General features: G+C 65.5%; 21 protein-coding genes and 3 tRNA genes. 11 read left to right on the top strand and 13 right to left on the bottom strand.

Annotation, left to right across the window (positions count from 1 at the left end; all coding sequences use genetic code 11):
• Nucleotides 1-95 precede the first annotated feature (95 nt).
• The 6 genes from BQ7471_RS10600 to BQ7471_RS10575 all read left to right on the top strand — a co-directional run bounded on the left by BQ7471_RS10600 (nt 96) and on the right by BQ7471_RS10575 (nt 7,587).
• Complete coding sequence (locus BQ7471_RS10600) at nt 96-1,355, top strand: glycosyltransferase family 4 protein (protein ID WP_076466102.1); 1,260 nt, start codon at nt 96-98, stop codon at nt 1,353-1,355.
• On the top strand, nt 1,339-3,117 hold the full coding sequence (locus tag BQ7471_RS10595) for a glycosyltransferase family 4 protein (RefSeq protein WP_159438547.1): 1,779 nt from the start codon (nt 1,339-1,341) through the stop codon (nt 3,115-3,117). Before BQ7471_RS10600 ends, BQ7471_RS10595 begins: the two co-directional genes overlap by 17 nt.
• Nucleotides 3,118-3,180: 63 nt before the next feature.
• Nucleotides 3,181-4,386 carry a pyridoxal phosphate-dependent aminotransferase gene (locus tag BQ7471_RS10590; protein ID WP_076466100.1) on the top strand — a complete coding sequence of 402 codons (1,206 nt, stop codon included), beginning with the start codon at nt 3,181-3,183 and terminating at the stop codon, nt 4,384-4,386.
• Between the two features lie 149 nt (nt 4,387-4,535).
• Entirely contained in the window at nt 4,536-5,555 is a 1,020-nt protein-coding gene (locus BQ7471_RS10585; RefSeq protein ID WP_235821307.1) for an LCP family protein, read from the top strand.
• A 61-nt stretch (nt 5,556-5,616) separates the two neighbouring features.
• Nucleotides 5,617-6,426 carry an alpha/beta hydrolase gene (locus BQ7471_RS10580; RefSeq protein WP_076466097.1) on the top strand — a complete coding sequence of 270 codons (810 nt, stop codon included), beginning with the start codon at nt 5,617-5,619 and terminating at the stop codon, nt 6,424-6,426.
• A gap of 36 nt (nt 6,427-6,462) precedes the next feature.
• Nucleotides 6,463-7,587, top strand: a complete 1,125-nt coding sequence (locus BQ7471_RS10575) for an adenosine deaminase (protein ID WP_076466397.1) — start codon at nt 6,463-6,465, stop codon at nt 7,585-7,587.
• A gap of 46 nt (nt 7,588-7,633) precedes the next feature.
• On the opposite strand, the gene BQ7471_RS10570 is transcribed toward BQ7471_RS10575, so the two are convergent.
• The 6 genes from BQ7471_RS10570 to BQ7471_RS10545 all read right to left on the bottom strand — a co-directional run bounded on the left by BQ7471_RS10570 (nt 7,634) and on the right by BQ7471_RS10545 (nt 9,730).
• Nucleotides 7,634-7,843 (bottom strand): hypothetical protein, encoded by a 210-nt coding sequence (locus BQ7471_RS10570; RefSeq protein ID WP_129583432.1) that lies wholly within the window; start codon nt 7,841-7,843, stop codon nt 7,634-7,636.
• A gap of 46 nt (nt 7,844-7,889) precedes the next feature.
• Nucleotides 7,890-9,014, bottom strand: a complete 1,125-nt coding sequence (locus BQ7471_RS10565) for a UDP-N-acetylmuramate dehydrogenase (protein ID WP_076466093.1) — start codon at nt 9,012-9,014, stop codon at nt 7,890-7,892.
• Nucleotides 9,015-9,137: 123 nt separating this feature from the next.
• A complete protein-coding gene (gene rpmG / locus BQ7471_RS10560) occupies nt 9,138-9,308 on the bottom strand; it encodes a 50S ribosomal protein L33 (RefSeq protein ID WP_006680816.1) in 171 nt (56 codons plus the stop codon).
• A gap of 51 nt (nt 9,309-9,359) precedes the next feature.
• Nucleotides 9,360-9,436, bottom strand: a tRNA-Met gene (locus BQ7471_RS10555).
• 28 nt (nt 9,437-9,464) lie between these two features.
• A tRNA-Thr gene (locus BQ7471_RS10550) sits at nt 9,465-9,537 on the bottom strand.
• 108 nt (nt 9,538-9,645) lie between these two features.
• Nucleotides 9,646-9,730, bottom strand: a tRNA-Tyr gene (locus BQ7471_RS10545).
• A gap of 125 nt (nt 9,731-9,855) precedes the next feature.
• Here BQ7471_RS10545 and BQ7471_RS10540 point away from each other — a divergent pair.
• A complete protein-coding gene (locus BQ7471_RS10540) occupies nt 9,856-10,359 on the top strand; it encodes a YajQ family cyclic di-GMP-binding protein (RefSeq protein WP_076466092.1) in 504 nt (167 codons plus the stop codon).
• 43 nt (nt 10,360-10,402) lie between these two features.
• Here the strand turns inward: BQ7471_RS10540 and htpX are convergent, their stop codons facing one another.
• The 3 genes from htpX to BQ7471_RS10525 form a co-directional block, all read right to left on the bottom strand.
• Nucleotides 10,403-11,284, bottom strand: a complete 882-nt coding sequence (gene htpX, locus BQ7471_RS10535) for a zinc metalloprotease HtpX (protein ID WP_076466090.1) — start codon at nt 11,282-11,284, stop codon at nt 10,403-10,405.
• Nucleotides 11,285-11,394: 110 nt separating this feature from the next.
• On the bottom strand, nt 11,395-12,891 hold the full coding sequence (locus BQ7471_RS10530) for an FAD-dependent oxidoreductase (protein WP_076466089.1): 1,497 nt from the start codon (nt 12,889-12,891) through the stop codon (nt 11,395-11,397).
• A 155-nt stretch (nt 12,892-13,046) separates the two neighbouring features.
• Nucleotides 13,047-13,649, bottom strand: a complete 603-nt coding sequence (locus tag BQ7471_RS10525; protein ID WP_076466395.1) for a metal ABC transporter ATP-binding protein — start codon at nt 13,647-13,649, stop codon at nt 13,047-13,049.
• An 87-nt stretch (nt 13,650-13,736) separates the two neighbouring features.
• Here BQ7471_RS10525 and aztB point away from each other — a divergent pair, with 87 nt between their 5' ends.
• Genes aztB through BQ7471_RS10505 form a run of 4 tightly spaced genes read left to right on the top strand, consistent with a single transcriptional unit; the run spans nt 13,737 to nt 18,027 of the window.
• Nucleotides 13,737-14,588: a zinc ABC transporter permease AztB gene (gene aztB, locus BQ7471_RS10520; RefSeq protein ID WP_076466087.1), complete on the top strand. Its 852-nt coding sequence runs from the start codon at nt 13,737-13,739 to the stop codon at nt 14,586-14,588.
• The gene (locus BQ7471_RS11550; protein WP_076466085.1) at nt 14,585-15,808 is read left to right on the top strand and encodes a hypothetical protein; all 1,224 of its coding nucleotides are present in this window, start codon (nt 14,585-14,587) and stop codon (nt 15,806-15,808) included. The genes aztB and BQ7471_RS11550 overlap by 4 nt, the downstream gene beginning before the upstream one ends.
• Nucleotides 15,805-16,719 (top strand): zinc ABC transporter substrate-binding protein AztC, encoded by a 915-nt coding sequence (gene aztC / locus BQ7471_RS10510; protein ID WP_076466084.1) that lies wholly within the window; start codon nt 15,805-15,807, stop codon nt 16,717-16,719. The genes BQ7471_RS11550 and aztC overlap by 4 nt, the downstream gene beginning before the upstream one ends.
• A gap of 57 nt (nt 16,720-16,776) precedes the next feature.
• On the top strand, nt 16,777-18,027 hold the full coding sequence (locus BQ7471_RS10505; protein ID WP_076466082.1) for a hypothetical protein: 1,251 nt from the start codon (nt 16,777-16,779) through the stop codon (nt 18,025-18,027).
• Between the two features lie 101 nt (nt 18,028-18,128).
• Here the strand turns inward: BQ7471_RS10505 and BQ7471_RS10500 are convergent, their stop codons facing one another.
• Genes BQ7471_RS10500 through nuoL form a run of 4 tightly spaced genes read right to left on the bottom strand, consistent with a single transcriptional unit; the run spans nt 18,129 to nt 24,253 of the window.
• Nucleotides 18,129-19,142, bottom strand: a complete 1,014-nt coding sequence (locus BQ7471_RS10500) for a polyprenyl synthetase family protein (RefSeq protein ID WP_076466081.1) — start codon at nt 19,140-19,142, stop codon at nt 18,129-18,131.
• On the bottom strand, nt 19,139-20,704 hold the full coding sequence (gene nuoN / locus BQ7471_RS10495) for an NADH-quinone oxidoreductase subunit NuoN (RefSeq protein WP_076466079.1): 1,566 nt from the start codon (nt 20,702-20,704) through the stop codon (nt 19,139-19,141). The genes BQ7471_RS10500 and nuoN overlap by 4 nt, the downstream gene beginning before the upstream one ends.
• Nucleotides 20,701-22,248: a complex I subunit 4 family protein gene (locus BQ7471_RS10490; protein ID WP_076466077.1), complete on the bottom strand. Its 1,548-nt coding sequence runs from the start codon at nt 22,246-22,248 to the stop codon at nt 20,701-20,703. Before BQ7471_RS10490 ends, nuoN begins: the two co-directional genes overlap by 4 nt.
• Before the next feature lie 25 nt (nt 22,249-22,273).
• A complete protein-coding gene (gene nuoL, locus BQ7471_RS10485) occupies nt 22,274-24,253 on the bottom strand; it encodes an NADH-quinone oxidoreductase subunit L (protein ID WP_076466076.1) in 1,980 nt (659 codons plus the stop codon).
• Between the last annotated feature and the right edge of the window lie 13 nt (nt 24,254-24,266).

The following is a 24,266-nucleotide window of genomic DNA, read 5'->3' as shown; positions in this document are numbered from 1 at the left end:
TCCATTGCGCAGACCGAGAATCCTCGGTAATGGTTTCTGTTAACCTATAGGCAATTCCCCGTCATCACTTGTTACAGTCAGGAATCCTGGGCCTCATGCGTCTGCTGGTCGTCGCACAAACATGGGAACCCGAGGAAGGCGTTCCCCAACGCCGTTGGGCATGGTTGACGCGCGCGTTGACGCTGGCCGGGCACGAGGTCCACGTCCTCGCCCCTCCCCCGCACTACCCCACGGGGCATCTGTTGTTCACCGAGTCTGAATACCAGTTCGGCGCCGTCGCCGAGGGCACCAACGGGGAGATCATCCACCGCTCGGATTTCCTCGGACACGACTCCACGCTCTACGCCCGAGTGCGCGATGAAGAGCGGATCATGGCCTCTCAGATCCGCCTGGGACGCAAGCTGGTGCGTCAATGGCGCCCCGAGCTCATCATCGCCACCGCACCGCCCCTACCCGCCGCGATCTCAGCGCACGGCATCGCCGCCGGTAACAAGATCCCGATCGTCATCGACCTGCGCGACGCCTGGCCCGACCTCATCGACTACATGAACGTCTGGGCGCCCGTGACGGGGCGGCCCGCACGCCGCGGGCTCGTCAAGCAGCACGCCTTCAGGAGCGCCGCCTTCTTCGGCGGAAAAGCCCTCAACCGTGTCCTGCGGGACTCGGCGGCCGTCATCACGACAACCGACTCGTTCGGCCGTGTCCTACGCGACCGGGGCATCTCCTCCACCCTCACCGTCCGCAACTTCGGCGCCAGGCGCGGGGTGGAACTGGACAACCCCCCACAGCGCACCGGGCTGCGGGTCCTCTACGTCGGGACGACTGGACGCGCCCAAGAACTGTCGAACGCGCTCCACGCCCTCGCCGAAGTACGCAAACGCGGAGTCGACGCGCGAATGCGAATCGTGGGGTCGGGCGCACACCTGAAGACGCTGCGCAACAATGCTGAAACGCTCGGCATCCCCGTCGAATTCACCGGACGACTCCCCTACCGGCTCGTCATGGAGCACTACGAGTGGGCGGACACCGTCCTCATCCATCTGCAGGACTGGGCTCCCATGTCCCACACCGTCCCCTCCAAGCTCTACGAGGCCCTTGAGATCGGACGCCACATCAGTCTGTCCGTCAATGGAGAGGCCGCGGAGATCATCACCGCCTCCGGCGCCGGCGACGCCGTCCCCGCAATGGACCGCACGGCCCTCGCGGACCTGTGGGAGGACCTCGCACGCAACCGCGAACGCCTCAATGCCGCGGGGCGGGGCATCACGTGGCTCGACGCGCAGGGCACCCCGGACGACAACGCTCAGCGCTTCGTCCGCTTCATCGAAGGGATCGTCAATGAGCGCGTCGGCTGATCCCGCCGAACCGACGAGGAAGACGCGTGAGGTGGCGCGCTCCCTTCCCGGGCGCATCGCCCGGACCGCCGTCCATCTTCCCCTATTGACCAGCGCTGTCGCACGGATGATCGTCGAGGACCCGGCTCACTTCGCCGTTCAAACATCGCGCCGCCTACCGCGTCGCCTGCGCGATGCCCTCGGATCAGGACCCGCTCCCCGTCGGGAGGGCTCCACCCCGCGGGCCCTGTGGCTCATGATGGTCGACCGGCCGGGTATTGCGAAAGAGGAACTCTCCGCTTCAATGACGAGGGGGCCGCTCGCCGATGCGATCCGCGTACAAGTGGGCGCCCCGCTTGACGAGTCGGCCTCGGCCCGCAACCGGGCAAAGGAGCTGTGGGAGGCGGGAGACATTGACGAGGCGATCGGACTCGCCCCCGCGCCGCTCCGACGAGTTTTCGAAGCGCGCACACGGGTCCTCACCCCCGGGCGCACTCTGACACTGCCGCTCATGTGCCCCGACATTCACCCGCGCTCACGCATTCGAGTCCTCCACGCGCTGACGAACTCCCTGCCGTGGACGAACTCCGGCTATGCGCTGCGCTCCCACGCAGTCCTCATCGCGCAACGCGACGTCGGCCTCGACGTCCTCGCCGTGACGCGGCTCGCCTACCCCATCACCATTGGACGCCCCTGGACGCCGACTCGCGACGTCATCAACGGCATCGACTACCGGCGTCTACTCCCGCGCGCCCTCCCCCGCTACGAGGACGACCGCCTCGCCGTGCACGCGAAAATGCTTGTCGAGGAGGCACGGGCCTTCGCCCCGCATGTTCTGCACACGACGACGGACTTCCACAACGCCCTCGTCACGCGGGCCGTCGCACAGGCCCTGGACATCCCCTGGGTCTACGAGTTCCGCGGCGAGCTAGAGAAATCATGGGTAGCGCGCAGGCCGCACGACCAGGAGGAGCGCGCCCTCGCCTCTCAGCGCTACGCCATGATGCGCGCCCGCGAGACCGAGATGGCGCTCGCGGCGGACGCCGTCGTCGCCCTCTCCCACCATCAGGCCCGCTCACTCGTCGAGCGGGGGATCCCCGAGGACACAATCAGCGTCATCCCGAACGCGGTCGATGAGGCGCTCCTCGATACACCGCGCGACCGCGAAGCGGCGCGCACCGCACTCGGCCTGAGGCCCGACAAGCCGTGGGTTGGTACCGTGTCGGCGATCGTCGATTACGAAGGGCTCGACACTCTCATCGACGCCCTCGCCGAGGTTCGAGGCCGGGGGATGGACGTCGGATGCCTCATCGTCGGCGATGGTGTCTCGCGCGAGTCCCTCATTCAACAGGCCCGCGAACGGGGGCTGCATGTTGCAGTGGGACTGTCCGATCCCGATGCCGACGTCGTCTTCCCCGGGAAGGTTTCCCCCGACGAGGCCCTCACCTGGTATCAGGCCCTCGACATCATGACGATCCCCCGCCGCGACACCCCCGTGACCCGGGCGGTCACCCCGATCAAGGGTCTGCAGGCGATGGCGCTGGGAATCCCGCAGATCGTGTCGGATCTTCCCGCTCTCGTCGAAGTAGGGGCCCGAGACGGCCAGGGAATCGCCATCGCACCCGGAGATTCTCACGCCCTCGCCGGGGCGATCACCCGGGTGCTCGCCGACTCCGACCTGGCCGAGCGCCTCGCAGATGCCGGGCGCTGCGCCGCAGCCGAGAGGACCTGGGCCGCCAACGGTAGGGCCTATGAGCGGCTCTACCGTTCACTCCTGGACTGACGGGGCTGCAGCCGAATACTGGGCGCTTCGTCGCCCGGGGCGGGCCTGTGCGACGATATGCGCATGAGTACTGCACCTCGCGCCCGTGTGTCCCGGCGATTCGCGTCCATCACGCCCTCAGCCACCCTGGCAGTGGACGCCAAGGCGAAGGCGCTGAAGGCTCAGGGGCGGCCCGTGATCGGCTTCGGCGCCGGAGAGCCCGACTTCGCAACCCCCGACTTCATCATCGAAGCAGCGATTGCCGCTGCCCGCGAGCCCGCGATGCACCGATACACGCCCACAGGCGGTCAGCCCGCCCTGCGTCAGGCGATCGCGGCGAAGACCCTGCGCGATTCGGGCTACGAGGTCGACCCCGCCCAGGTGCTCGTCACCAATGGCGGCAAGCAGGCCGTCTTCCAGGCATTCGCGTCGATCCTCAATCCGGGTGACGAGGCGCTGCTGCCGACCCCCTATTGGACGACCTACCCGGAGGCCATCAAACTCGCCGACGGTGTCACCGTTCCCGTGTTCGCGGGCGCCGACCAGGGCTACAAGGTGACGGTGGAGCAACTCGAGGCCGCTCGCACCGACCGAACGAAAGTCCTCCTTCACTGCTCCCCCTCCAATCCCACCGGCGCCGTCTATACCCCGGAGGAGACCCGAGCCATCGGCAAGTGGGCCCTCGAACACGGCATCTGGGTCATCACGGATGAGATCTACGAGCACCTGCTGTACGAGGACGCCGTAAGTGCGCACATCGTCGCCCTCGTTCCCGAGTTGGCGGATCAGACGATCGTCCTCAATGGAGTCGCCAAGACGTACGCGATGACTGGATGGCGCGTCGGCTGGATGATCGGCCCCGCAGACATCATCAAAGCGGCGACCTCCTTCCAGTCTCATTTGACGTCAAATGTGTCGAATGTGGCTCAGCGCGCGGCCCTCGAAGCAGTGTCCGGCGGGCTCGACGACGTCCACATGATGCGCGACGCCTTCGACCGGCGTCGCCGCACCATCATCTCGATGCTCCGCGAAATCGACGGGGTCAGCGTGCCCACGCCGAAGGGCGCGTTCTACGCTTACCCAAGCGTCGAGGCGATCCTGGGTCGCTCCATCCGCGGCAGGGTCCCCACCACCTCCGCCGAGTTCGCCGATCTCATCCTCGACGAGGTCGAAGTCGCCGTGGTTCCCGGCGAGGCCTTCGGGCCGTCGGGATTCCTGCGCATGTCCTACGCCCTGTCGGACGAGGACCTCGTCGAGGGTGTAGGGCGCATTCAGGAGCTCTTGGCCTGACAAGTCCCACATGAGACCCGATGCACTGGTACTGCATTGCGCTTCGCGCTGCCCAGCGGCGCGGGGAAACGGTACCGTAGGAGTGTCGGAGATGATCACCGGGTAATCGTGGCGAACGTCCGTGCCCGGCATCCGAGGAGAGGATGCCCATGAGTCGTATGCAGGCCCGCGCAGCCGCCAAGGCGCCGATGAGCGGCACGAAGAAGGCGCTCATTGTTTTGCTCGTGCTACTCCTGGTCGCCCTCGTCGGCGTCGCCGCAGTGTTCCTCGGCGTGCGTCACTCCATCAACTCCCAGATCAGGCACGTGTCGACCTCTCTGGGCTCGCCGACCCCGCAGAGCACGGTTCACGCGCAATCGACGCCGAGCGGCGACGACATCAACTTCCTCATCCTGGGGACCGACTCGCGTCAAAGCGGGGGTGATCCGACGGACTGGGAGTACGGGGCGCAGCGCTCCGACGTCATGATGATCATGCAGATCTCCGGGGATCGTAAATCCGTCAATATCATGTCGATCCCCCGCGACTCGTGGGTTGACATTCCCGGGTACGGCAGCGCGAAGATCAATGCCGCCTATTCCTTCGGAGGGGCGGACCTCACCATTGAGACGGTCCAGAACCTTACCGGTATCACGATCGACCACTTCATGGTCACCGACTTCACGAGCTTCGAGCAGATCACCGACACCCTCGGCGGCGTCACTATCGCCACCGGCGAGGGGGTCGAGACTTTCAACGGCGCCGATGCGCTCGCCTACGTCCGCGAACGCAAGTCCCTTGCCCGCGGCGACTTCTCGCGCATGCAGCGCCAGCAGGCGTGGATGCGGGCCATCCTGCACAAGGCCTTCGACGCGTCGGTGCTGACCGATCCGGCGAAGCTGTCGGACATGATCTCCGTCCTGCTCGCCCACTCAGCCGTCGATGAGACCCTCACCTTCGACTCCATGCTGTCGCTCGCTTCGCAGCTGACATCGTTGCGTTCCTCGGGCATCAACTTCTTCACCATCCCCTACACGGGGACGGGCACCTCCGAAGACGGTCAGTCCATCGTCCTCCTCGACACGGAGGCCATCGCCCCACTCATGGAGGCGTGGAACAATGACTCCCTGGCGAACTACGTCAAGACCGCGGGCGGATTCGACGTCCTCGGCGCAGGAGCCGTGTCCTGACCCCTAGGACGAGTCCGGCGAGAGCAGCACGATTTGCCCAGTGAACTGTCACAATGGAGTCATGGACATCCAGTACCGTCATGCTGACACAGCAAAGCCGAAAGGCACCGTCGTCTTGTGTCACGGCTTCGCCGAGCACTCTGGACGCTACCGGCACCTTCAGGACGCACTCGTCGACGCTGGATACGACATCGCCTACTTCGATCTCGCCGGGCACGGCACATCTGACGGCCCCCGGGCTCAGGTCGACGTCGGCAAGCTCATCCGCGACCACCTGGATGCGCGGCGCATCGTCCTCGCACACGCCCGCACGCCCGACCTGTTCCTCTTCGGTCACTCCATGGGCGGCGTCATCACCGCTGCTTCCACTCTCCTCAATCCCAAGCACCTGCGCGGCACGGTCCTGTCCGGCCCCGCTTTGCGTCCGCTGCCCGATGTTCCCGCATCGACGGCGAGGCTCATGCTGCCCGCCGCTCGTCTCGCACCCGGAGTAATCGTCAAACCCGCCCGCCTGCCCGGCTCGGAGTCGGTACTGTCGCGCGACCCGCGCGTCCAAGAGGCCTTCGACGCCGATCCCCTGTGCTACACGGGAGGAGTGCCGATCCTCACTGCCGTCACAATGGTGTTGCAGGGTAATGAGGTCATCCGACGCGCGGACAGGGTGCGCACGCCGATGCTGGTGATGCACGGGAATGCAGACGCCCTCGCCTCGTTGAAGGGAACGCGGGCCTTCATCGCGGGCGCCGTCGCCGCCAACCCGGACGCCGACATCCACCTGAGGGTCATTGACGGCGCCTACCATGAGATCCTCAATGAACCGGAAGGCCCTGGCCTCATTCATGACATTGTTCTCTGGTTCAACCAGCACTGAGCACGCCCCTCCCACAGCCGGGTATCCTCAACGGTGATGTACCGCTCGACCCCCTCATTCGCGCTCCCCCAGCCGAATCTGACGCTGGCTCCGCCAACCCCACCGGGGAGGCGCGACCTCGTTGCGCTGCCCAAGGCACACCTCCACCTGCACTTCACGGGAGCCATGCGTCCTCAGACACTTATCGACATGGCGCGGGAGCAGGGCGTGCGCCTACCTCCCCACCTGCTCGACGTCGACCCGTTGAAGGTACCCGCCGACGGGCGCGGCTGGTTCCGATTCCAGCGCTCCTACGATTCTGCGCGCCACCTGGTGCGCTCGGAGGCAGCGATGCGCAGGATCGTCCGCGAAGCCGCCGAGGACGATGCGGCAGAGGGATCGATGCGCCTGGAGATCCAGGTCGACCCGACGTCGTATGCGCCGTGGGTTGGGGGGATCACGCCCGCCCTGGAGATCGTCCTCGACGAGGCGCGACGCGCCTCGGCGGATACGGACGTGGAGATCGGCGTGGTCGTTGCAGCATCGAGGATCCGACATCCCCTTGATGCGCGGGTCCTGGCCAGGCTTGCCGCGCAGTATGCGGGCGACGGCCCGGGAGAAGTCGTCGGCTTCGGATTGTCGAATGATGAGCGGGTCGGCACGACCTCGGACTTCGGCGCCGCATTCGGGATCGCACGGCGCGCAGGGCTGGCGTCCTTGCCCCACGGGGGCGAACTACTCGGCCCGGAGTCGGTGCGCGAAGTCGTGACGGCGCTGGCGCCCAAGCGGCTCGGCCACGGGGTGAGGACCACAGAGGATCCGGAGTTGCTCGATCGCCTCATTGAGGCGGATGTGGCCTTCGAAGTGTGTCCGACGTCGAATGTCCACCTCGGCGTGTATTCGGATTTCTCTCAGGTGCCGCTGCCCGTGCTCATGGGGCATGGTGCCACGATCGCACTGGGAGCCGACGACCCCCTGCTGTTCCATTCGCGCCTGCTGCGCCAGTACGAGCACGCGCGCGATGTATTCTCACTGTCCGATGAGACGGTCGCGGACTTGGCGCGCCAGTCGATTGACGCGTCTTTGGCGTCGGAGTCCTCCAAGCGCCGCTGGTATGCGCAGATCGAAGCGTGGAAGGCTGCGCGCCCTCACGCCCAAGACCACGAGCAGCAGACGGGCTGACGGACGTTCCCGCTCCTTATCGGTCTCCTCTTCAAAGAATTTTGATTCAAGCCGCGCTGAATCGTGTGTTCGCGCCCTGCCGGGTCATGCTGAGAACATCACCGAGCAGTGCATCTGCGGTTCTCATTGTCATTTCCTCCTCACATACTTGTTGCGGGCGGGCATCGCTGTTGCGGGCGCGCATCGCGCAGATGACATCATCATCATCGGTGACCGCGCTCTCGACGAACCCCATGGTGGCAATAATGGTTACCACAGGCCGATAACATCAACGGGTGTTACCGCTGGACAAGGCGTTTGGATTACCAGGTGATGCCGACAGTGACAGGTTCGGCGACCAGTGTGACACCGAATGCTCCCTCCACGCCCGCGATGATCGCCCGCGCGAGCTCTTCGACCTCGCCGGAGGTCGCCCGCCCGCGATTCGTCAGCGCGAGGACGTGCTTATGCGACAGGGACGCGCCCTCAGCGCGCGCACCGGGCACCGCCCAGCCTTTCGCAAAGCCCGCGTGGTCAATGAGCCAGGCCGCCGACGTCTTGACGAGGCCCTCCCCCGCCTCGTTGACGCCCGCGGGGAAACGCGGTGCGGCTTCGGGCAGGCCTGCGGCCTCTGCGGCGGTGAGGATCGGGTTGGTGAAGAAGGAGCCCGCGCTCCACGTGTCATGATCTCCAGGGTCCAGGACCATGCCCTTGGAGCGGCGCAGAGCCAGCACCGTGTCGCGCACGAGTCGCGCGTCAGCACGCTCCCCCTGTTCGACGCCGAGACGGGCGGCGAGTTCGCGGTACATGACGGGAGCGGAGAAGGGCGATTCTTCGAGTAGGAAGGTCGCTTCGAGGACGACCGAGCGCCCGGTCGGACCCCACGTGCGGCCCGTGTCGTCGCCCTCGTAAATGGAGCGCTTGATGTTGGAGTTGCGATACGACAGGGCGAGGTCCGCAGAGTCCAGAGTCTTCTCGACGCCTTCGCCGCGATCCCACACGAGGACGGAGTCGAGCGTCTCGCCGACTTCGTGCCCATAAGCGCCGACGTTCTGCACGGGTGCGGCGCCCACGGTACCGGGGATTCCTGACAGTGCTTCAAGGCCGCAGAGCCCCCGATCGAGGGTCCATTGGACGAACTCGTCCCACACGGTGCCCGCGGAGGCGGTCACGAGCCTGTGGCCGGGGCGGTCGGGGGCTACAGCTGCCGTGATATCGCGTCGCTGATCTTGGATGACGACGCCATTGAAGGGGTCGTCGGATGCGAGGAGATTGCTCCCACCGCCGAGGATGAGAAGCTGGTCGTCCTCAGCGTCTGCGAGTGCGATCGCACGGGTCAGCGCATCGCGGCTGAGGGGGTGGATAAGTCTTCTGATCGCCCCCCCGACGTGCAGCGTCGTCAATTCGGCGAGCGTCGTGGCGGCAGTCGCGGTTCTGAGATCCTCCATACCGTTATCGTATGGCTTGTTCGATGATGGATGGCGTCGTCGTCACCGACGCCGTGTGTCAATGCTGCGGCATGCACGAAACCCCCGGGGATGAATCCTCGGGGGGCTCCTACCGATCAGCGATCAGCGGGTCTCGCGGTGCGCGGTCGACTTGCGGCAACGCGGGCAGTACTTCGCGAGTTCAAGGCGATCCGGCGTGTTGCGACGGTTCTTCTTGGTGATGTAGTTGCGCTCCTTGCACTCCGAGCAGGCGAGAGTGATCTTGGGGCGAACATCCTGAGACTTGCTTGCCACGGTTGGTTCCTCTTTTGCTGAATTGTGGTGTCGGCGCGCGACCTGTCGTTGTGGTAGCGGGGGCGGGGCTCGAACCCGCGACCTCACGATTATGAGTCGTGCGCTCTGACCAGCTGAGCTACCCCGCCGCTAAGGCGCGACCGCAGCCGCAACCAGAGCCCCGAAAGGGAATCGAACCCTTGACCTTCTCCTTACCATGGAGACGCTCTGCCGACTGAGCTATCGGGGCAATGCCGTAGAGCCTATCCCAGCGCTGACGGCTTGCGCAATCTGCACCGTTGAGAAGGAACTCACAGGCATCTCTTGTGCTCGACCAGTTGCCCGATCGTCATCAAGATGGTGGCGGGGGAGGGATTCGAACCCCCGAAGCATTCCGCGTCTGATTTACAGTCAGATCCCTTTGGCCACTCGGGAACCCCGCCGCGCGCCGCTTTCGCGGTGCCGTGAAAGAATAACAGGGCGGGAGCCTCGAACGCCAATCCGTTCAGGGGCGACAAGCTGTGATCTACAACTACCGTCGATCAGCACTGAAACAGGAGGCGCCACCATGGCCGATTCATCATTCGACATCGTCTCGAAGCTCGACCGTCAAGAGGTCGACAACGCCGTCAATCAGGCCGCGAAGGAGATCTCGACCCGATACGACTTCAGGGGCGTCGATGCTGCGATCCGACTGTCGGGGGACACCATTGAAATGGAGGCGAACTCTGCGGATCGGGTCATGGCGATCCTCGACGTGCTCCAGACGAAACTCATCCGCCGCGGGCTCTCACTCAAGAGCCTCGACTACAAGGACCGCGAGCCCAAGCCGTCGGGCAAGATCTACAAGCTCGTGACGCCCCTGCGCGAGGGCATCGCTCAGGACACGGCGAAGAAGATTGCCAAGCTCATCCGCGATGAGGGGCCCAAGGGCGTCAAGGCGCAGATCCACGGCGACGAGTTGCGAGTCAGCTCGAAGTCCCGCGACGACCTCCAAGCGGTGATCGCACTGCTCAAGGGCCCCGAGGGCGACAAGTTCGACGTCGCACTGCAATTCGTCAACTACCGTTGATGCGCATGCTTTCCCTCTTTGCCGACGACAGACGAGCGTCGCGTCAGTAGCCCGCCATCTGCTCGAGCCGGGCAATGCGCTCCTCCATCGGGGGGTGCGTCGAGAAGAGGTTCTTCACCCCGGCACCGCGGAACGGATTGGCGATCATCATCGCCGCGACATTCTGATTCGCAGGGGTCGACTCAAGAGGGTAGTGGTCGGTCACCATCTCCAACTTGCGAAGCGCAGACGCCAGTGCGAGCGGGTCACCCGTCAGTGTGGACCCGTCCTCGTCGGCGTCGAACTCGCGCGTGCGCGACAGCGAGAACTGGATGAGCGTCGCTGCGAACGGTGCCAGAAGTGCGATCGCGATGGAGGCGAGGACGCCCACTCCTCCGCCCTCGTCGCTTCTGCGCGAGCCTCCGCCGAAGAGCATGAGGAACTGCGCCACCGACGTGATGAGCCCCGCCAGCGCCGCTGCAACTGAAGACGTGAGGATGTCTCGGTTGTAGACGTGCATGAGTTCGTGTCCGAGAACGCCCCTGAGTTCCCTCTCACCGAGGATCTCCAAGATCCCCTCCGTGCAGCACACTGCGGCATGCCGGGGGTCCCGCCCCGTGGCGAAGGCGTTCGGCGTCGTAGTCGGCGCGATCCAGATGGTCGGCATCGGTTGATTCGCACGCTCGGCGAGTTCGCGGACGATGCGGTACAGGTCGGGGCGCTGCGCCTCACTCACCTGGTAAGCATTCATCGACCGCAGCGCGAGGGTGGCAGAATTCCAATAGGCGTAGGCCGTTTGAAGAAGGCCGACTCCGGCGAAGACCCAGATCCAGATGGAACGGCCGGTACTCCCGGCGATCAGCGCGCCAATGGCGAGAAGCAGTGCCCACATGCCGCCGAGGAGGGCAACCGTCTTCAAGCCATTGTGATAGCTGCGGTGCGTCATAGCCACACTCTATGGACCTCGCCTGTACATCTCCTGTGAATCGACTGGACCCCCGCTAAATACTGAGTAACTGGACCCGTGTGATCACAGCGCCGCCGACGGGCGCCGGATCAGACCTTCCGGCCCGGACCGGTATAGTCGCCGAAACGATCGGGAGCGGCGGGAACACCCATTTCCCCCATCTCGCCGATGAGGTCTGCGCCCTCATACGTCCCGCGGGAGATATCCGTCATCGCGCGGCGCGACACGACCTTGATACGCTCACGCCCACCGCGATCACCCGGCACATCGCCGAAGGCCTCGCCGAGTTGACGTTCATATTCATCGAGGAGCTCCCAACCCTGCCAGGTCGTGTACTCAACGCCGCGCTCCTCCAACAGCGCCACCATCGCCTCATGCCCGACAGCCGAGGTCGCAGCGTGCAACTTCCCCTCATTGGCGTCTTCAACGAGGTGGGCGATCGTCTGCTGGGCATCAGACTTCGTTGAACCGATAAGGCCGACAGGGCCTCGCTTGATCCAGCCAGTCGCGTAAATGCCCGACAGAGCGTCCTCGACCGTTGCACCGACTTCAGGAATGACGCGACCCTCAATATTGGGGACCACGCCACGCGCCGTATCGAAGGGCACTCCCGGGATCGGCGAGGAGTAGTAGCCGACCGCGCGATATACTGCTTCAACGGGCCAGGTTGTGATGAGACCGGTTCCACGTACGTTCCCGTCGCCAGTGAGTTCGGTGCGCTCGGTGCGCAGGGCCTTCACGTGTCCGTTGTCATCAGCGACGATCTCCACAGGAGCCTGGAAGAGGTGGATGTGGATACGGCGCGAAGCCGTGCGCTCCTCGGGATCCACCGATGCGTAGTTCGTCAGCGTCTTGACGACCTGACGCTGCTGATTCGACTCGCGCAGCGCCTTTTCGGAACCCTCGTCGAACTCGAAGTCCTCTTCGGAGACGATGATGTCGACATCGGGCACGTGACCCAGTTCCCGCAGCTCCAGCGGAGTGAACTTCACCTGGGCGGGGCCGCGCCGTCCGAAGACGTGGACGTCGGTAATGGGATTCTCAGCAAGTCCGCGGGCGACGTTCTCGGGCACCTCGGTCACGAGCATATCGTCGGCATGCTTCGCGAGGACTCGCGCCACGTCGAGGGCAACATTGCCGACGCCGATGACTGCGACATTGCGCGCGTTGAGCGGCCAGGTTCGCGGGTAGTCGGGGTTGCCGTCGTACCAGGACACAAAGTCGGCCGCCCCGTAGGACTCGGGCAGATCAACGCCGGGAATGCGCAGCGGCGCGTCTCGGTCGGCGCCCGTCGCGATGATCACCGCGTCATAGTGGTCTTTGAGATCGCCGATGGTGATGTCACGACCGACTTCGACATTGCCGAGGAGGCGAATATCGCCGCGCTGAAGGATCTTGTACAAAGCGACGATGATCTGCTTGATGCGCGGGTGATCGGGAGCGACGCCGTAGCGGACGAGGCCATAGGGGGCGGGGAGCCGCTCGAAGAGATCGATATTCACCTCGAGTCCAGACTTCGACAGAATGTCCGATGCGTAGATGCCTGCCGGGCCTGCGCCGATGACTGCCACATTGAGAGCGGTCAACTGTGTTCTCCTCGTCTTCGCCCACGCGGGAGGCGAGGGATACGCACACCCGCAGTGATGATGGGACGATCCTATCGAGTCGTGGCAACGGGAGCCCATTTCGAGATGAGCATCACGTCCGGCACGCTCGCCCCGCCTCGTCGGGGCGGTCCCGCTCACCTCTCGTCGATGAGAACGCCCCGGTCGAGGGTGAGGATCCTATCGGCCACATCGCAGGCGCTCGGATCGTGAGAGGCGAGAACGACAGTGGCCCCCTGTGCCGCCTGCCCGGCAGCGGCCTCGTGGATGATACGAGTCGACTGCTCATCCGCGGCAGCGGTGGGCTCGTCCAGGAGGAGGATGTCGGCGCGACGAGTCAGGGCCTGCGCGACGAGAGCGCGTTGACGCTGTCCGCCGGAGGTCTGCGAGAGCTGTCGTGTTGCGATCGCATCGATCCCCAAGATCCGCAACGACTCGTCGACGAGCGCGTGATCCTCGTGCGTCAGCGGCGCGAACATTCCGCGCGCCCCCCACCTGCCCATGGCGACAGCGGCCCTCACGGTCAAGGGGAGTTGTCCGGTATGAGGGGGAGTTTGGGGCACGAGGGCGGTGCTGCGCCCAGCCAGACCGCTGATGCGTCCGTCGGCGAGGGGAAGGCACTGGGCGAGGGCGAGCAGGAGGGTTGATTTGCCCGAGCCATTGCCCCCGCGCACGAGAGTGACCTCTGCGGGTCGGATATCGACGGTGAGAGAGTCGAGCGCGCATACGTGAGAACGCATGACTCTCACGTCGTGCAGGCACAGGGGTGACGGGCGTCCCATCCCCCGCGAATTGTTATCGCAAATCATTCTCATTATTATATCAGTGTGTCTTTCCTCCTCGTCCCACTCAATGCAGGGTTCTTCACCAACGCCCTCATCGGCGGCACCCTCGCCGCATGGATCTGCGCCCTGGCCGGAACATGGGTCATCATCCGCAAAATGGCATTCCTCGGAGAAGCCATCTCCCATGGAATGCTCCCCGGCGTCGCCGTCGCCGCCCTCGCCGGATGGCATCCGCTCGTCGGCGCAGGGGCTTCCGCCCTCGTCATGGCGACCGGCATCGGCTGGCTGACGCGACGCGCCAGACTCTCCCAAGACACCGCCATCGGCATCGCCTTCGTCACCATGCTCTCCGTCGGCGTCATCATCGTGTCGCGCTCACGCAGCTTCGCCACCGATCTGACCGCGATCCTCTTCGGCGACATCCTCGCCATCAGCCGCAACGAGCTGACGGTCCTCGTCGCGGCCCTCGGACTCACACTCGCCCTCACACTCGCATTGCGCAGGCCGCTGCTCGCCCTCGCACTCGATGAGTCTGTCGCGCACACCCTGCACATGCGGCCCCGACTGGCCTCCTTCACGATGACGATCCTCGTCACGCTCGCCGTCGTCGCCTCATACCGGGCAGTTGGCTCCCTCCTCGTCGTCGCCCTTCTCATCGCCCCTCCCGCCACCGCGCGCCTATGGTCGCACTCCGTGGCATCCACCATGATCCTCGCAGGACTCATCGCCACTATCGCCGTCATCGGCGGACTCTACATCTCCTGGTACGCCGGCACCGCAGCCGGAGCGTCCATCTCCGCCCTCTCCGGCGTTCTCTTCCTCACAGGAGTCCTCATCACCCCATTGATCCGCCGCACATCCGCCGCCCCGCTTCCCACCGGAGGACACCAATGACCCGCTCGCCCATGCTCGCCGCAAGCACCCTGATCGGAGCGTGTGCACTCATCGCCTCCTGCGCAACCGCAGGCCCCACCGACGAGGCCACTCCTTCCGCCCACCCCCACGGCTGGGTGGAAGGCGCCACCGAACTCGCAGAGCCCGCCGTCTCCCTCGCCGTACTCGACTCATCCGGTTCCCTCACCCTTCTCGGACTCGCCGACCTGCACTCCGCCGCTGCGAGCACCCTCGACCCCGCAGGGCCCTTCGCCACCGACTCGCGGTTCATCGCAGGCAGCGACGCCGACGGGCGCCTCCACCTCATCGACTCAGGCGTATGGACCGTCGATCATGGCGACCACCAGCACCACTACCAGGCGTCGATCCGAGATCTCGGCGAGCTCCCCGACACCCTGGGAATCGAGCCCATCGGCGCCGACACGAGTATTTCCCTGTCCTCTTCAGAGTCGGCGACGGCGCTGCGCATCGCAACAACCGCTTACCTCTTCGATCGCGAGGACCTCGGTCACGGGCGCGTCACCCTCCTCGACGCCTCCCCCGTCGACGACGGTTCCTGGGCCGCTCCCCTCGCAGACGGTTGGGCGCGCATTCACGAGGGAAAGCTGCGCATCACAGCGCATGGCGGGAGCGCCATCGGCTCGGCGCCCGACGGCGAATGCACGAATCCCACAGGTGGGATCACCACGCGCGCCGGCGCCGTCTTCACATGCGATGGCGGGGTCCTCGTCGTTCACGCCGACGCCTACACGAAACAGTGGACGGCGCAACGGATCGACATGCCCGACGGGACCGATCCCACAGCCCGCCCCACCTCACTCCACGGTCGTCCCGGACGCCCACAGGTCGCGGGACTCGACCCCACCGGCGGCGCCTGGTACCTCAACATCGCAGAGTCGACATGGACACACCTCGATTCGGACGGCCCCCTGCAGGCAGTCGCCGCACTGGGCGACTCGAAGGGACGCGTCGTCGGCGTCGACGCCAATGGACGAATCCTCGTATGGGAAGCCGCATCCGACTCGTTACCCGTCACGATCTCAGAACCCATCGCCTCCACATCGCTTCGACCCGACGACCTGCACGTGACGCGCGATCGAACCTACGTGAGCGCAGCAGACCGGGACAACATCCTCGAAATCGCGCCCGCCGACGACGCACGCACGGCCCGCATCATTCCACACCCCTCGATCGCCCATGTTCTGGAGGTCGGACTGTGAACCTGCAACGCATCGCAGCGCTCCTCATCGCGCCCGCACTGATCCTCAGCGCCCTCACCGCCTGCACCCAGACCCGCTCATCCGCACCGATCGTCGTCACGACCAATATCCTCGGCGACATCACGCGCGCACTCATAGGCGACCAAGTCGGCGTCATCACCCTCATGCCCGCCAACGCTGATCCCCACTCTTTCGGAGTCTCCGCACAAGACGCCCTCGCTATGCAAAAAGCAGACCTGCTGGTGGCCAACGGACTCGGCCTCGAAGAAGGGCTCGCCACGCATATCGACGCCGCCCGCGCCGCAGGCGTCACCGTCTTCGAAGCCGGAGCGCACGTCAACGTCCTCGACTACGCCACAGATGATGCATCCGGCCCAGATCCCCACTGGTGGACCGACCCGACTCAGATGGCCGGCGTCGTGCGCGCACTCGAAGAATCCCTCACCCGCGCGGTCGACGGCATCGACACCCAGGCGCTGCACTCCAATGCCTCCGCCTACCTCGCCTCCCTCGACGAACTCGACCGCCACATGAACGATTCTTTCGCATCCATCGCCCTCTCACGGCGCGCCCTCGTCACCAATCATCACGTCTTCGGCTACCTCGCCCGCCGCTACGGCTTCACCATCATCGGCGTCATCATCCCCGGAGGAGCGACTCTCGCCTCGCCGAGCGCATCCGACCTCGCCGACCTCGCCGATGCGATTACAACGGCGCGAGTACCGGCGATCTTCGCTGAATCATCTTCTCCCACCGCGCTCGCCGACGCACTGGCCGCGCAGGCGGGAGTCGATGTCGAGGTCGTCCCCCTCTACACCGAGTCCCTCACGGAACCCGGCACAGAAGCGGCCACCTACCTCGACATGATGCGCATCAACACCCAGCGCATCACCGGCGCCCTCACCCGATAGAGCGCCACCGCCCATCATCAGATCCGCTCCCGATCGGGAGCCGTGAAAGGACCATTTATGACCACACGACGCACCATACGACGCCCCCTCGTCGCCATTGCGGCCTCAAGCGTCGCGATGATCGCGCTCGCCGCATGCACGACCGGGGTACACGCCCCGTCCGCATCGGCCGACGCTCCAACCGCCCACAGCCATGACGAGACGTCCCCCCGCCTCGTCTTCACCTACGACGGGGGCATCAAAGTCCTTGACGCCACGACCCTTGACGAAATCGCGGATCTTCCGCTGTCGGGCTTCAACCGCCTCAACGCATACGGCGACGGCGAACACATCGCGGTATCCACCGAAGGCGGGTTCCGCATCCTGTCGAGTGGAGCCCGAGGGGGCGATCCGCGACTCACCGACCTCATGATCGCCGCGCAAAAACCCGGACATGTCGTCGTTCACGCCCGCCACACCGTGTTCTTCGACGACGGCACCGGACTCATCCAGGCTCTGCCCACCGACGGGCTCGGAGGAACCGCTGACTCCACCGTCACCGAACTGCCCCAGATCCGCGCCATCGAGTCCGAGGCCCCCCACCACGGCGTCGCCGTCGTCTTGGAGAACGGATCCGTCGTGCGCACGGTCGGCACCGCTCAAGCGCGCACGGGCGCCCTCGTTGACGACGATGCGGGCACCCGCATCGCACGCAGTGACGAATGCCCCGGCGTCCACGGAGAAGGCGTCGCACAGAATGAGATCGTCACCATCGGCTGCGAGAATGGCGTCCTCATCTGGGATGGCGACGAGTTCACAAAAATTGGAAGCCCCGACGCCGACTATGGGCGCATCGGCAACGAGTTCGCCACCCCCGACTCGTCCATCGTCGTCACGGACTACAAGAACGACAAGCACGCCGAGGGCGTGACCCTCGACAAGATCGGCTTCGTCGACACGGAAGCGAAAACCCTGAACGTCATCGACATGCCTGCGGGCGTCCATTACACGTGGCGAGGCCTCAAGCGCGATGGCGCGGGTAACGCATGGGTCCTGGGAACCGATGGCAGACTCTACCCCATTGACGTCGCCGCACAGTCCATCGGCGACCCCATCGACGTGACCGCCGCATGGGAAGGACCCGGCAAATGGCAGGACCCGCATCCTTCCCTCACCGTCGACGGTTCTACCGCATGGGTCACCGAACCCGCCACCGAGCAAGTGCACCGGGTCGATCTCGCTGAGAGGACCGTCTCGACTACGACGGTTGGGGCGGCCCCGAATGAAACGGCGCTCGCAACCGGCGAAGCGCATCATCACACTCACTGATCCGCCGCATCTCGTCGGATTCGCGCGGACCACGACGACCGATCCGGGGCGAGCGCCCCGACACGCGTCCGCCCGGCGTCTGAGACGCCGGGCGCCGTGGTTCACACCAGACGGTCCACCATGAGGTAGGCGAAGGAATGAAGCGCCGTCTTCGCCTCACCATCGGGCAGCGGCTCCAATTCGGCGATTGCGTCATCCGCCCACTTCCGAGCCATCTCGCGAGTCTCATCAAGGACATCATGGGCGCGCAAAGCCGTGACGACGCGCGCCAGCGCCTCATCGGAGGACAGATCCGCGTCGAGCATGGTAAGGATGCGGGCGCCTGCTTCGTCGATCGAACTCTCGACCTCGCGGCGGCGCAGCAACAGCACCGGCAGCGTATCCACACCCTCGCGAAGATCCGTTCCCGGGGTCTTGCCCGAAGTCTCCCCCGTCGACGCGAGATCGAGCACATCATCGGCGATCTGGAAGGCAACACCGATCTTCTCACCAAAACGCGCGACGGTGGCGGACACCTCGTCGCCCACACCCGACAGCCACGCGCCGAAGTGCGCGGCCGTCGCCACGAGCGACCCGGTCTTATCCGCCAACACCTGCAGGTAGAACTTCACGGGGTCGTCGCCCGACTCCGGTCCGAAGGTCTCATTGAGTTGACCGATGCATAGTCGTTCGAAGGTCCTGGCGTGGTAGTCCACCATCTCGGGACCAAGAGCCGCTATCAATACCGACGCCCTCGCGAAGAGGACATCCCCGGCGAGGATCGCACGGTTGTTGCCCCACAGATGTTGAACCGAGGGGACACCGCGCCTCGTCGGCGCCGAATCCATGACATCGTCGTGGTACAGGGACGCCAAGTGGGTGAGTTCGACCGCCGTCGCGCCCGTAATGACGCCCTCGCTCAGCGCCCGATCGGGGTCTCCGAACTGCGCGCATACGAGTGTGAGGAGTGGCCGCATCCGTTTCCCGCCCGCAGTGGCCAGGTGGCTCGTCAACTCATTGATGAGGTCACGCGAGCCGGTGACGCTGTGGCGGAGGCGACGCTCGACGACCTCGAGCCCCGGTTGGATTCGGGACTCGAGGTCGGGAACATGAAGGTCTGGTGCGGAAACGGTCACGGCAAAAGTATGACGACATTGGACAGGATCGACAACACGGGAGCCGGGAGCACCCCAATGAGCACCGTCGCAGCGGCGCACGTCATGATGGCGATGAGAGTCCAGCCCTCGGAGTGCACGACCACCGTATTCTCATTCGGCTCGGTGAAGAAGATGAGCCGGACGAGGCGGAAGTAGTAGAACGCCGTCACTGCGGAGCACGCGAGGGCGAGGGCGACCAGCCACCCCATGCCACCGGCGAAGGCATCCGAGAAGACCACGAACTTTCCGACGAAGCCCGCCGTCAGCGGGATTCCCGCGAAGGACAGCAGGAAGATCAGCATCGAGCCCCCGAGCAACGGGTTCTTGTGACCCATGCCCGCCCAACGCTCCAGCGCCGTCGCCTCGCCGCCGACTGCCCCATCATCATCCGCGGAACGCACGAGGGAGATCACCGCGAAGGCGCCGATAGTCGCAAGGGCGTAGCCGAGCACGTAGAACAGAACATGCCCCGCAGAGCCCTTCACCAGTGAGAAGACCCCCATGAGGATGAAGCCCGCATGAGCGATCGACGAGAAAGCGAGCATCCGCTTGACATCCTTCTGGACGATACCGGCGAAGGTGCCGACCAGCATCGTCGCAACCGCGACGGCGATGAGCACGGGGACCAGATCCCACTGGAGGATCGCAGCGACACTCTGGTAGAAGCGGAGCATCGCGCCGAATGCAGCGACCTTCACTGCGGCCGCCATGAAGCCCGTCACCGGGGTGGGGGCGCCCGTGTACACATCCGGCGTCCACGCGTGGAAGGGCGCGGCGCCGACCTTGAAGAGCAGGGCGACCATCACCATGAACACGCCGACGAGCGCAAGCCAGTCCATGCCGTTCGTCGTGGGCAGGGTGCGTGCAAGGCGCGACATGGTGAGTGAACCGGAAAACCCGTAGAGCAGCGCCGATCCCATGAGCAGGAACACCGAGGAGAAGGCGCCGAGAATGAAGTACTTCAGGCCCGCCTCTTGACTGAGTTGACGGCGGCGGCGCGCCGTCGCCGCGAGGATGTACAGCGGCAGGGACATCACTTCGAGGGCGACGAACAGCAGGACATAGGAGTCCGCTGCTGGGAAGAGCATCATTCCCGCGAGGCTGAACAGAACCAGCGAGAACATCTCCGACCTCTGGTAGCCCTTCGCGTCCGATAGCTCCTCATCCGCCGAACCAGGGCGGTCGGAGGGCTGGGAGGCGAACGCTCCGTCGCCGACGGCGCTGCGGTCCGCCATGACGAGGATCGCGAGGAAAGCGACGACGGAGAGGAGGAACTGGGCGGCCAGCGTCAGCGGGTCCTCAATGTACTCGCCGAGGCTCGATGGTGAGGCGGCGCCCCACCATCGCACCGCAATGGTCGAGGCCGATGCGAGGGTCGTCAGCAGGGCGAGGCCGATGACGAGATTGCGGCGGGTCGTCACCGGTGCGAAAGCCTCCACGAGGACGCCCATGACCGCTCCGCCGAACACGATGATGATGGGGGCCAACGACGCCCAAGGGATCTCAGGCGCCGTGAACGAGGCTGCGGCCAGTATAGTCACTTCGTGCTCCCTTCGAGGAGGGTCTGAGCCTGAGCGGAGGAATCGGCGCCGATCGCCTGATCGGAGGCGATCGGGGTGAGGGCCCCGACAAGCGGCGCCGACCAGATGCCGAGAACCACCATGGCGATGACGAGCGGCGTCATCACGGACTTCTCGCGGGCGCCCAGGTCATCCAAGCGATCCATGCCCTTCGTCGGCCCTCCGGTGAAGACCCGCTGGTAGGGCATGAGGACGTACATTGCAGCGACGATGACGCCCAGGACGGCGAAGACGGCGAAGACGGGGTTGATCGACCACGTGCCCATGAGGACCAGGTACTCGGGGACGAAGCCCGACAGGCCGGGCAGCGCGATCGATGCGAGACCGGAGGTGAGCCACAGGCCCGCGAGGAACGGCGTCACCCGCTGCATCCCGGAGTAGGCGCGCATGTCCTGCGTGCCGCCGCGCCTGGCGAGCCAGCCGGACAGGAGGAACATCGCTGCGATCGACACGCCGTGGGCGACCATGTAGAACATGGCGCCGACGAGGGCGATCTGCGAGCCGATGAAGATGCCGAGCACCATGAACCCGAAGTGGGACACGGAGGTGTAGGACACGAGCCGCATGATGTCGTCCTGACCATTGGCAGCGAGGCCGCCCCACAGGATGGACACGACGGCGAGGCCGCACAGCACCCACTTGGCCTCGACGGCGGCGTCCGGAAAGAGCCTCAGGCACAGGGCGATCATCCCGAAGGTGCCGATCTTATCGAGGACGCCAACGAGGAGCACCGAGGTGCCGGGACGGGCGACGGCCGCGGTATCCGGGAGCCACGTGTGGACGGGCACCATCGGCGCCTTGATGGCGAAGGCCACCATGAAGCTCACGAAGACACCCATCTGCACTCCCGACGCGAGGGTCGGGGATACGGCGGAAAGAGTGTCGAGGCGGAAGAAGGTCTGGGTGTGCTGCGGGACGAGGGCCCACAGGGCGACGAGGCCGCCGAGCATGACGAGGCCGCCCGCCAGCGAGTAGAGGAGGAACTTCATCGCAGCGGCCCTGCGAGCGGTCGCTTCGCCGACGCCGTAGCGGCCGATCATGAGGAACAGCGGGATGAGCATCGCCTCGAAGGCGAGGTAGAAGACGACGACGTCGAAGGCCGCGAAGATGACGACCATGAACGCTTCGAGGGCGAGGATGAGGCAGGCGTACCCGCCCGCGTCTCTTTCCGATTCGTCCTCGTCCCACCCGGCGAGGAGGACGAGCGGCACGAGGGCCACGGCGAGGATAATCATGACCAGGCCGAGGGCGTTCACGCCCAGAGCCCAGGACACGCCCATCTGCGGAATCCAGGAGATCGCCTCGACGAGCTGGTACGAGGCGGGGGCCCCCCAGTCGAAGGCGAGCGCCGCGGCGACTGCGGTTCCCAGTTCGAGCAGGGACACCGCCAGTGCGAAGCCCTTACCCGATCCGGTTCGCAGCGGCGGGATCAGCGCGAGGAGCAGTGCGCCCAGGGCGGGGAGGGCGACCAGCAGGGTCAGCCACGGGAAGTCGGCTGCAACCATTGTGTTTTCCATATGTGTCACTACCTCACAGCCTGAAGCCGAGGACGATGGCGAGAGCGATCACGACGCCCCCGAGGATGTAGGACGCGTAGGCCCGGACGAAACCGTTCTGCGTCGCGGAGATGAGGCGGCCGATTCCGGCCGACCCTTTCGCCACGCCCGTAATGATGCCGTCGATGAGCACCCGGTCTCCACCGGTCGCGCCCTTGGCGAGGGCTGCTGCCGGGGCGATGAAGAGGGTCGCGTTGACCTCGTCCTGGTAGAGGTCGTGGCGCGCCGCCTCCGTGAGGGCATTGCCGGCGGGAACGGCGGTGGGGACCTCGGCCGCGCCGTACATGCGCCACGCGAGGAATGCGCCCGCCGCGACGAGGACGAGGGTCGCGACCTGGATGACGACGACCGGCATCACCGGTTCGGCGTGTCCGACGCCCCCGATCGCCGGGGAGAGCCAGTTCGTGAAGAAATCCCCGATCGACATGAGGCCGCCGATCGCGACCGCACCAATGGCGAGGATGATCATGGGGATCGTCATGAGGGGGCTCGACTCGTGAGGGTGGACGGCAGCGCCCTCCGCATCGGTGGTCCAGCGGGCCGTGCCGTGGAAGGTCATGAAGAACAGGCGGGACATGTAGAACGCGGTGAGGCCCGCACCGACAAGCGCGACCATTCCGAGGACCCAGCCCATCCACGGCGCATCAATGGTGCCGAAGGCGCGGGTGGCGAATGCGGCCTCGATGATCTTGTCCTTCGACCAGAAACCGGACAGGGGGGGCACGCCGAGGATCGCGAGCCAGCCCATCATGAAGGTGATCCACGTGGTCGTCATCGCAGTGCGCAGCGCACCGAAGCGCCGCATATTCACCTGATCGGCCATGCCGTGCATGACTGATCCAGCGCCGAGGAACATGAGCGCCTTGAAGAAGCCGTGGGTGAACAGGTGGAAGATCGCAAATGCCCAGCCGATCGGGCCGAGCCCCGCCCCCAGCATCATGTAGCCGATCTGGCTCATGGTGGATGCGGCGAGGACCTTCTTCATATCGTCCTTCGCGGCGCCGACGACCGCTCCGAAGACGAGGGTGATCGCACCGACGACGGCCACCGCCGTGGCAGCGACGGGCGCCGCCTCGTAGACGGCGCCGGAGCGGACCACGAGGTAGACGCCCGCGGTGACCATCGTCGCAGCGTGGATGAGGGCGGAGACGGGGGTCGGGCCCGCCATCGCATCGCCGAGCCACGCCTGCAGGGGGAACTGTGCGGACTTGCCGCAGGCGGCGACGAGGAGGAACAGGCCGATTGCGGTGGCCTGTGCCTGGGGAATGCCCCCGACGGCGACGTTGACATCCGCGAAGCGCACGGAGGAGAAGTTCGCGACCATCACCATCATCGCGAGCAGCATTCCCATATCGCCGACGCGGTTCATGATGAATGCCTTCTTCGCGGCCCTCGCATTCGCTGGAACCTGGTTCCAGAAACCGATGAGCAGGTACGAGGCCAAGCCCACGCCCTCCCAGCCGACGAAGAGCACGGCGTAGGAGTCGGCGAGGACCAGCGTGAGCATCGCCGCGATGAACAGGTTGAGGTAGGCGAAGAAGCGCCTGCGCGCCTCATCGTGGGCCATATAGGCGATCGCGTACACGTGGATGAGGGAGCCGACGAAGGTGACGAGGATGACGAAGGTGAGCGACAGCGGGTCAATGAGCAGACCGGCGTCAACGCTGAAATCCCCTGCGGGGATCCAGGTGAACAGGGTCTGAGTCATGCGGCGCCGCGCCTCATCGACTCCGAGCATCTGGGCGACGATGACGGCGCCGACGATGAAGGAGAACCACGACGCGCAGGTGGCCAGCAGGTGGCCCCAGCGGTCGCAGCGCCGGTTAAGCAGCAGCAGGATCGCCGCCGATGCGAGCGGGACGGCAATCATGAGCCACGCGTAGGAGGCCGCTCCGGTCGCGGCGACGGGATCGACGACTCCGCCTGCGGCCATCGGTGCGAGGGACGTTGTCATGCTGTGTGCCTCT

The organism is Actinomyces mediterranea (assembly GCF_900155595.1).
GTDB classification, from domain to species: Bacteria; Actinomycetota; Actinomycetes; order Actinomycetales; family Actinomycetaceae; genus Pauljensenia; species Pauljensenia mediterranea.
Note: the sequence above shows the minus strand (reverse complement) of the source record. Positions and strands in the feature narration are given on the sequence as shown.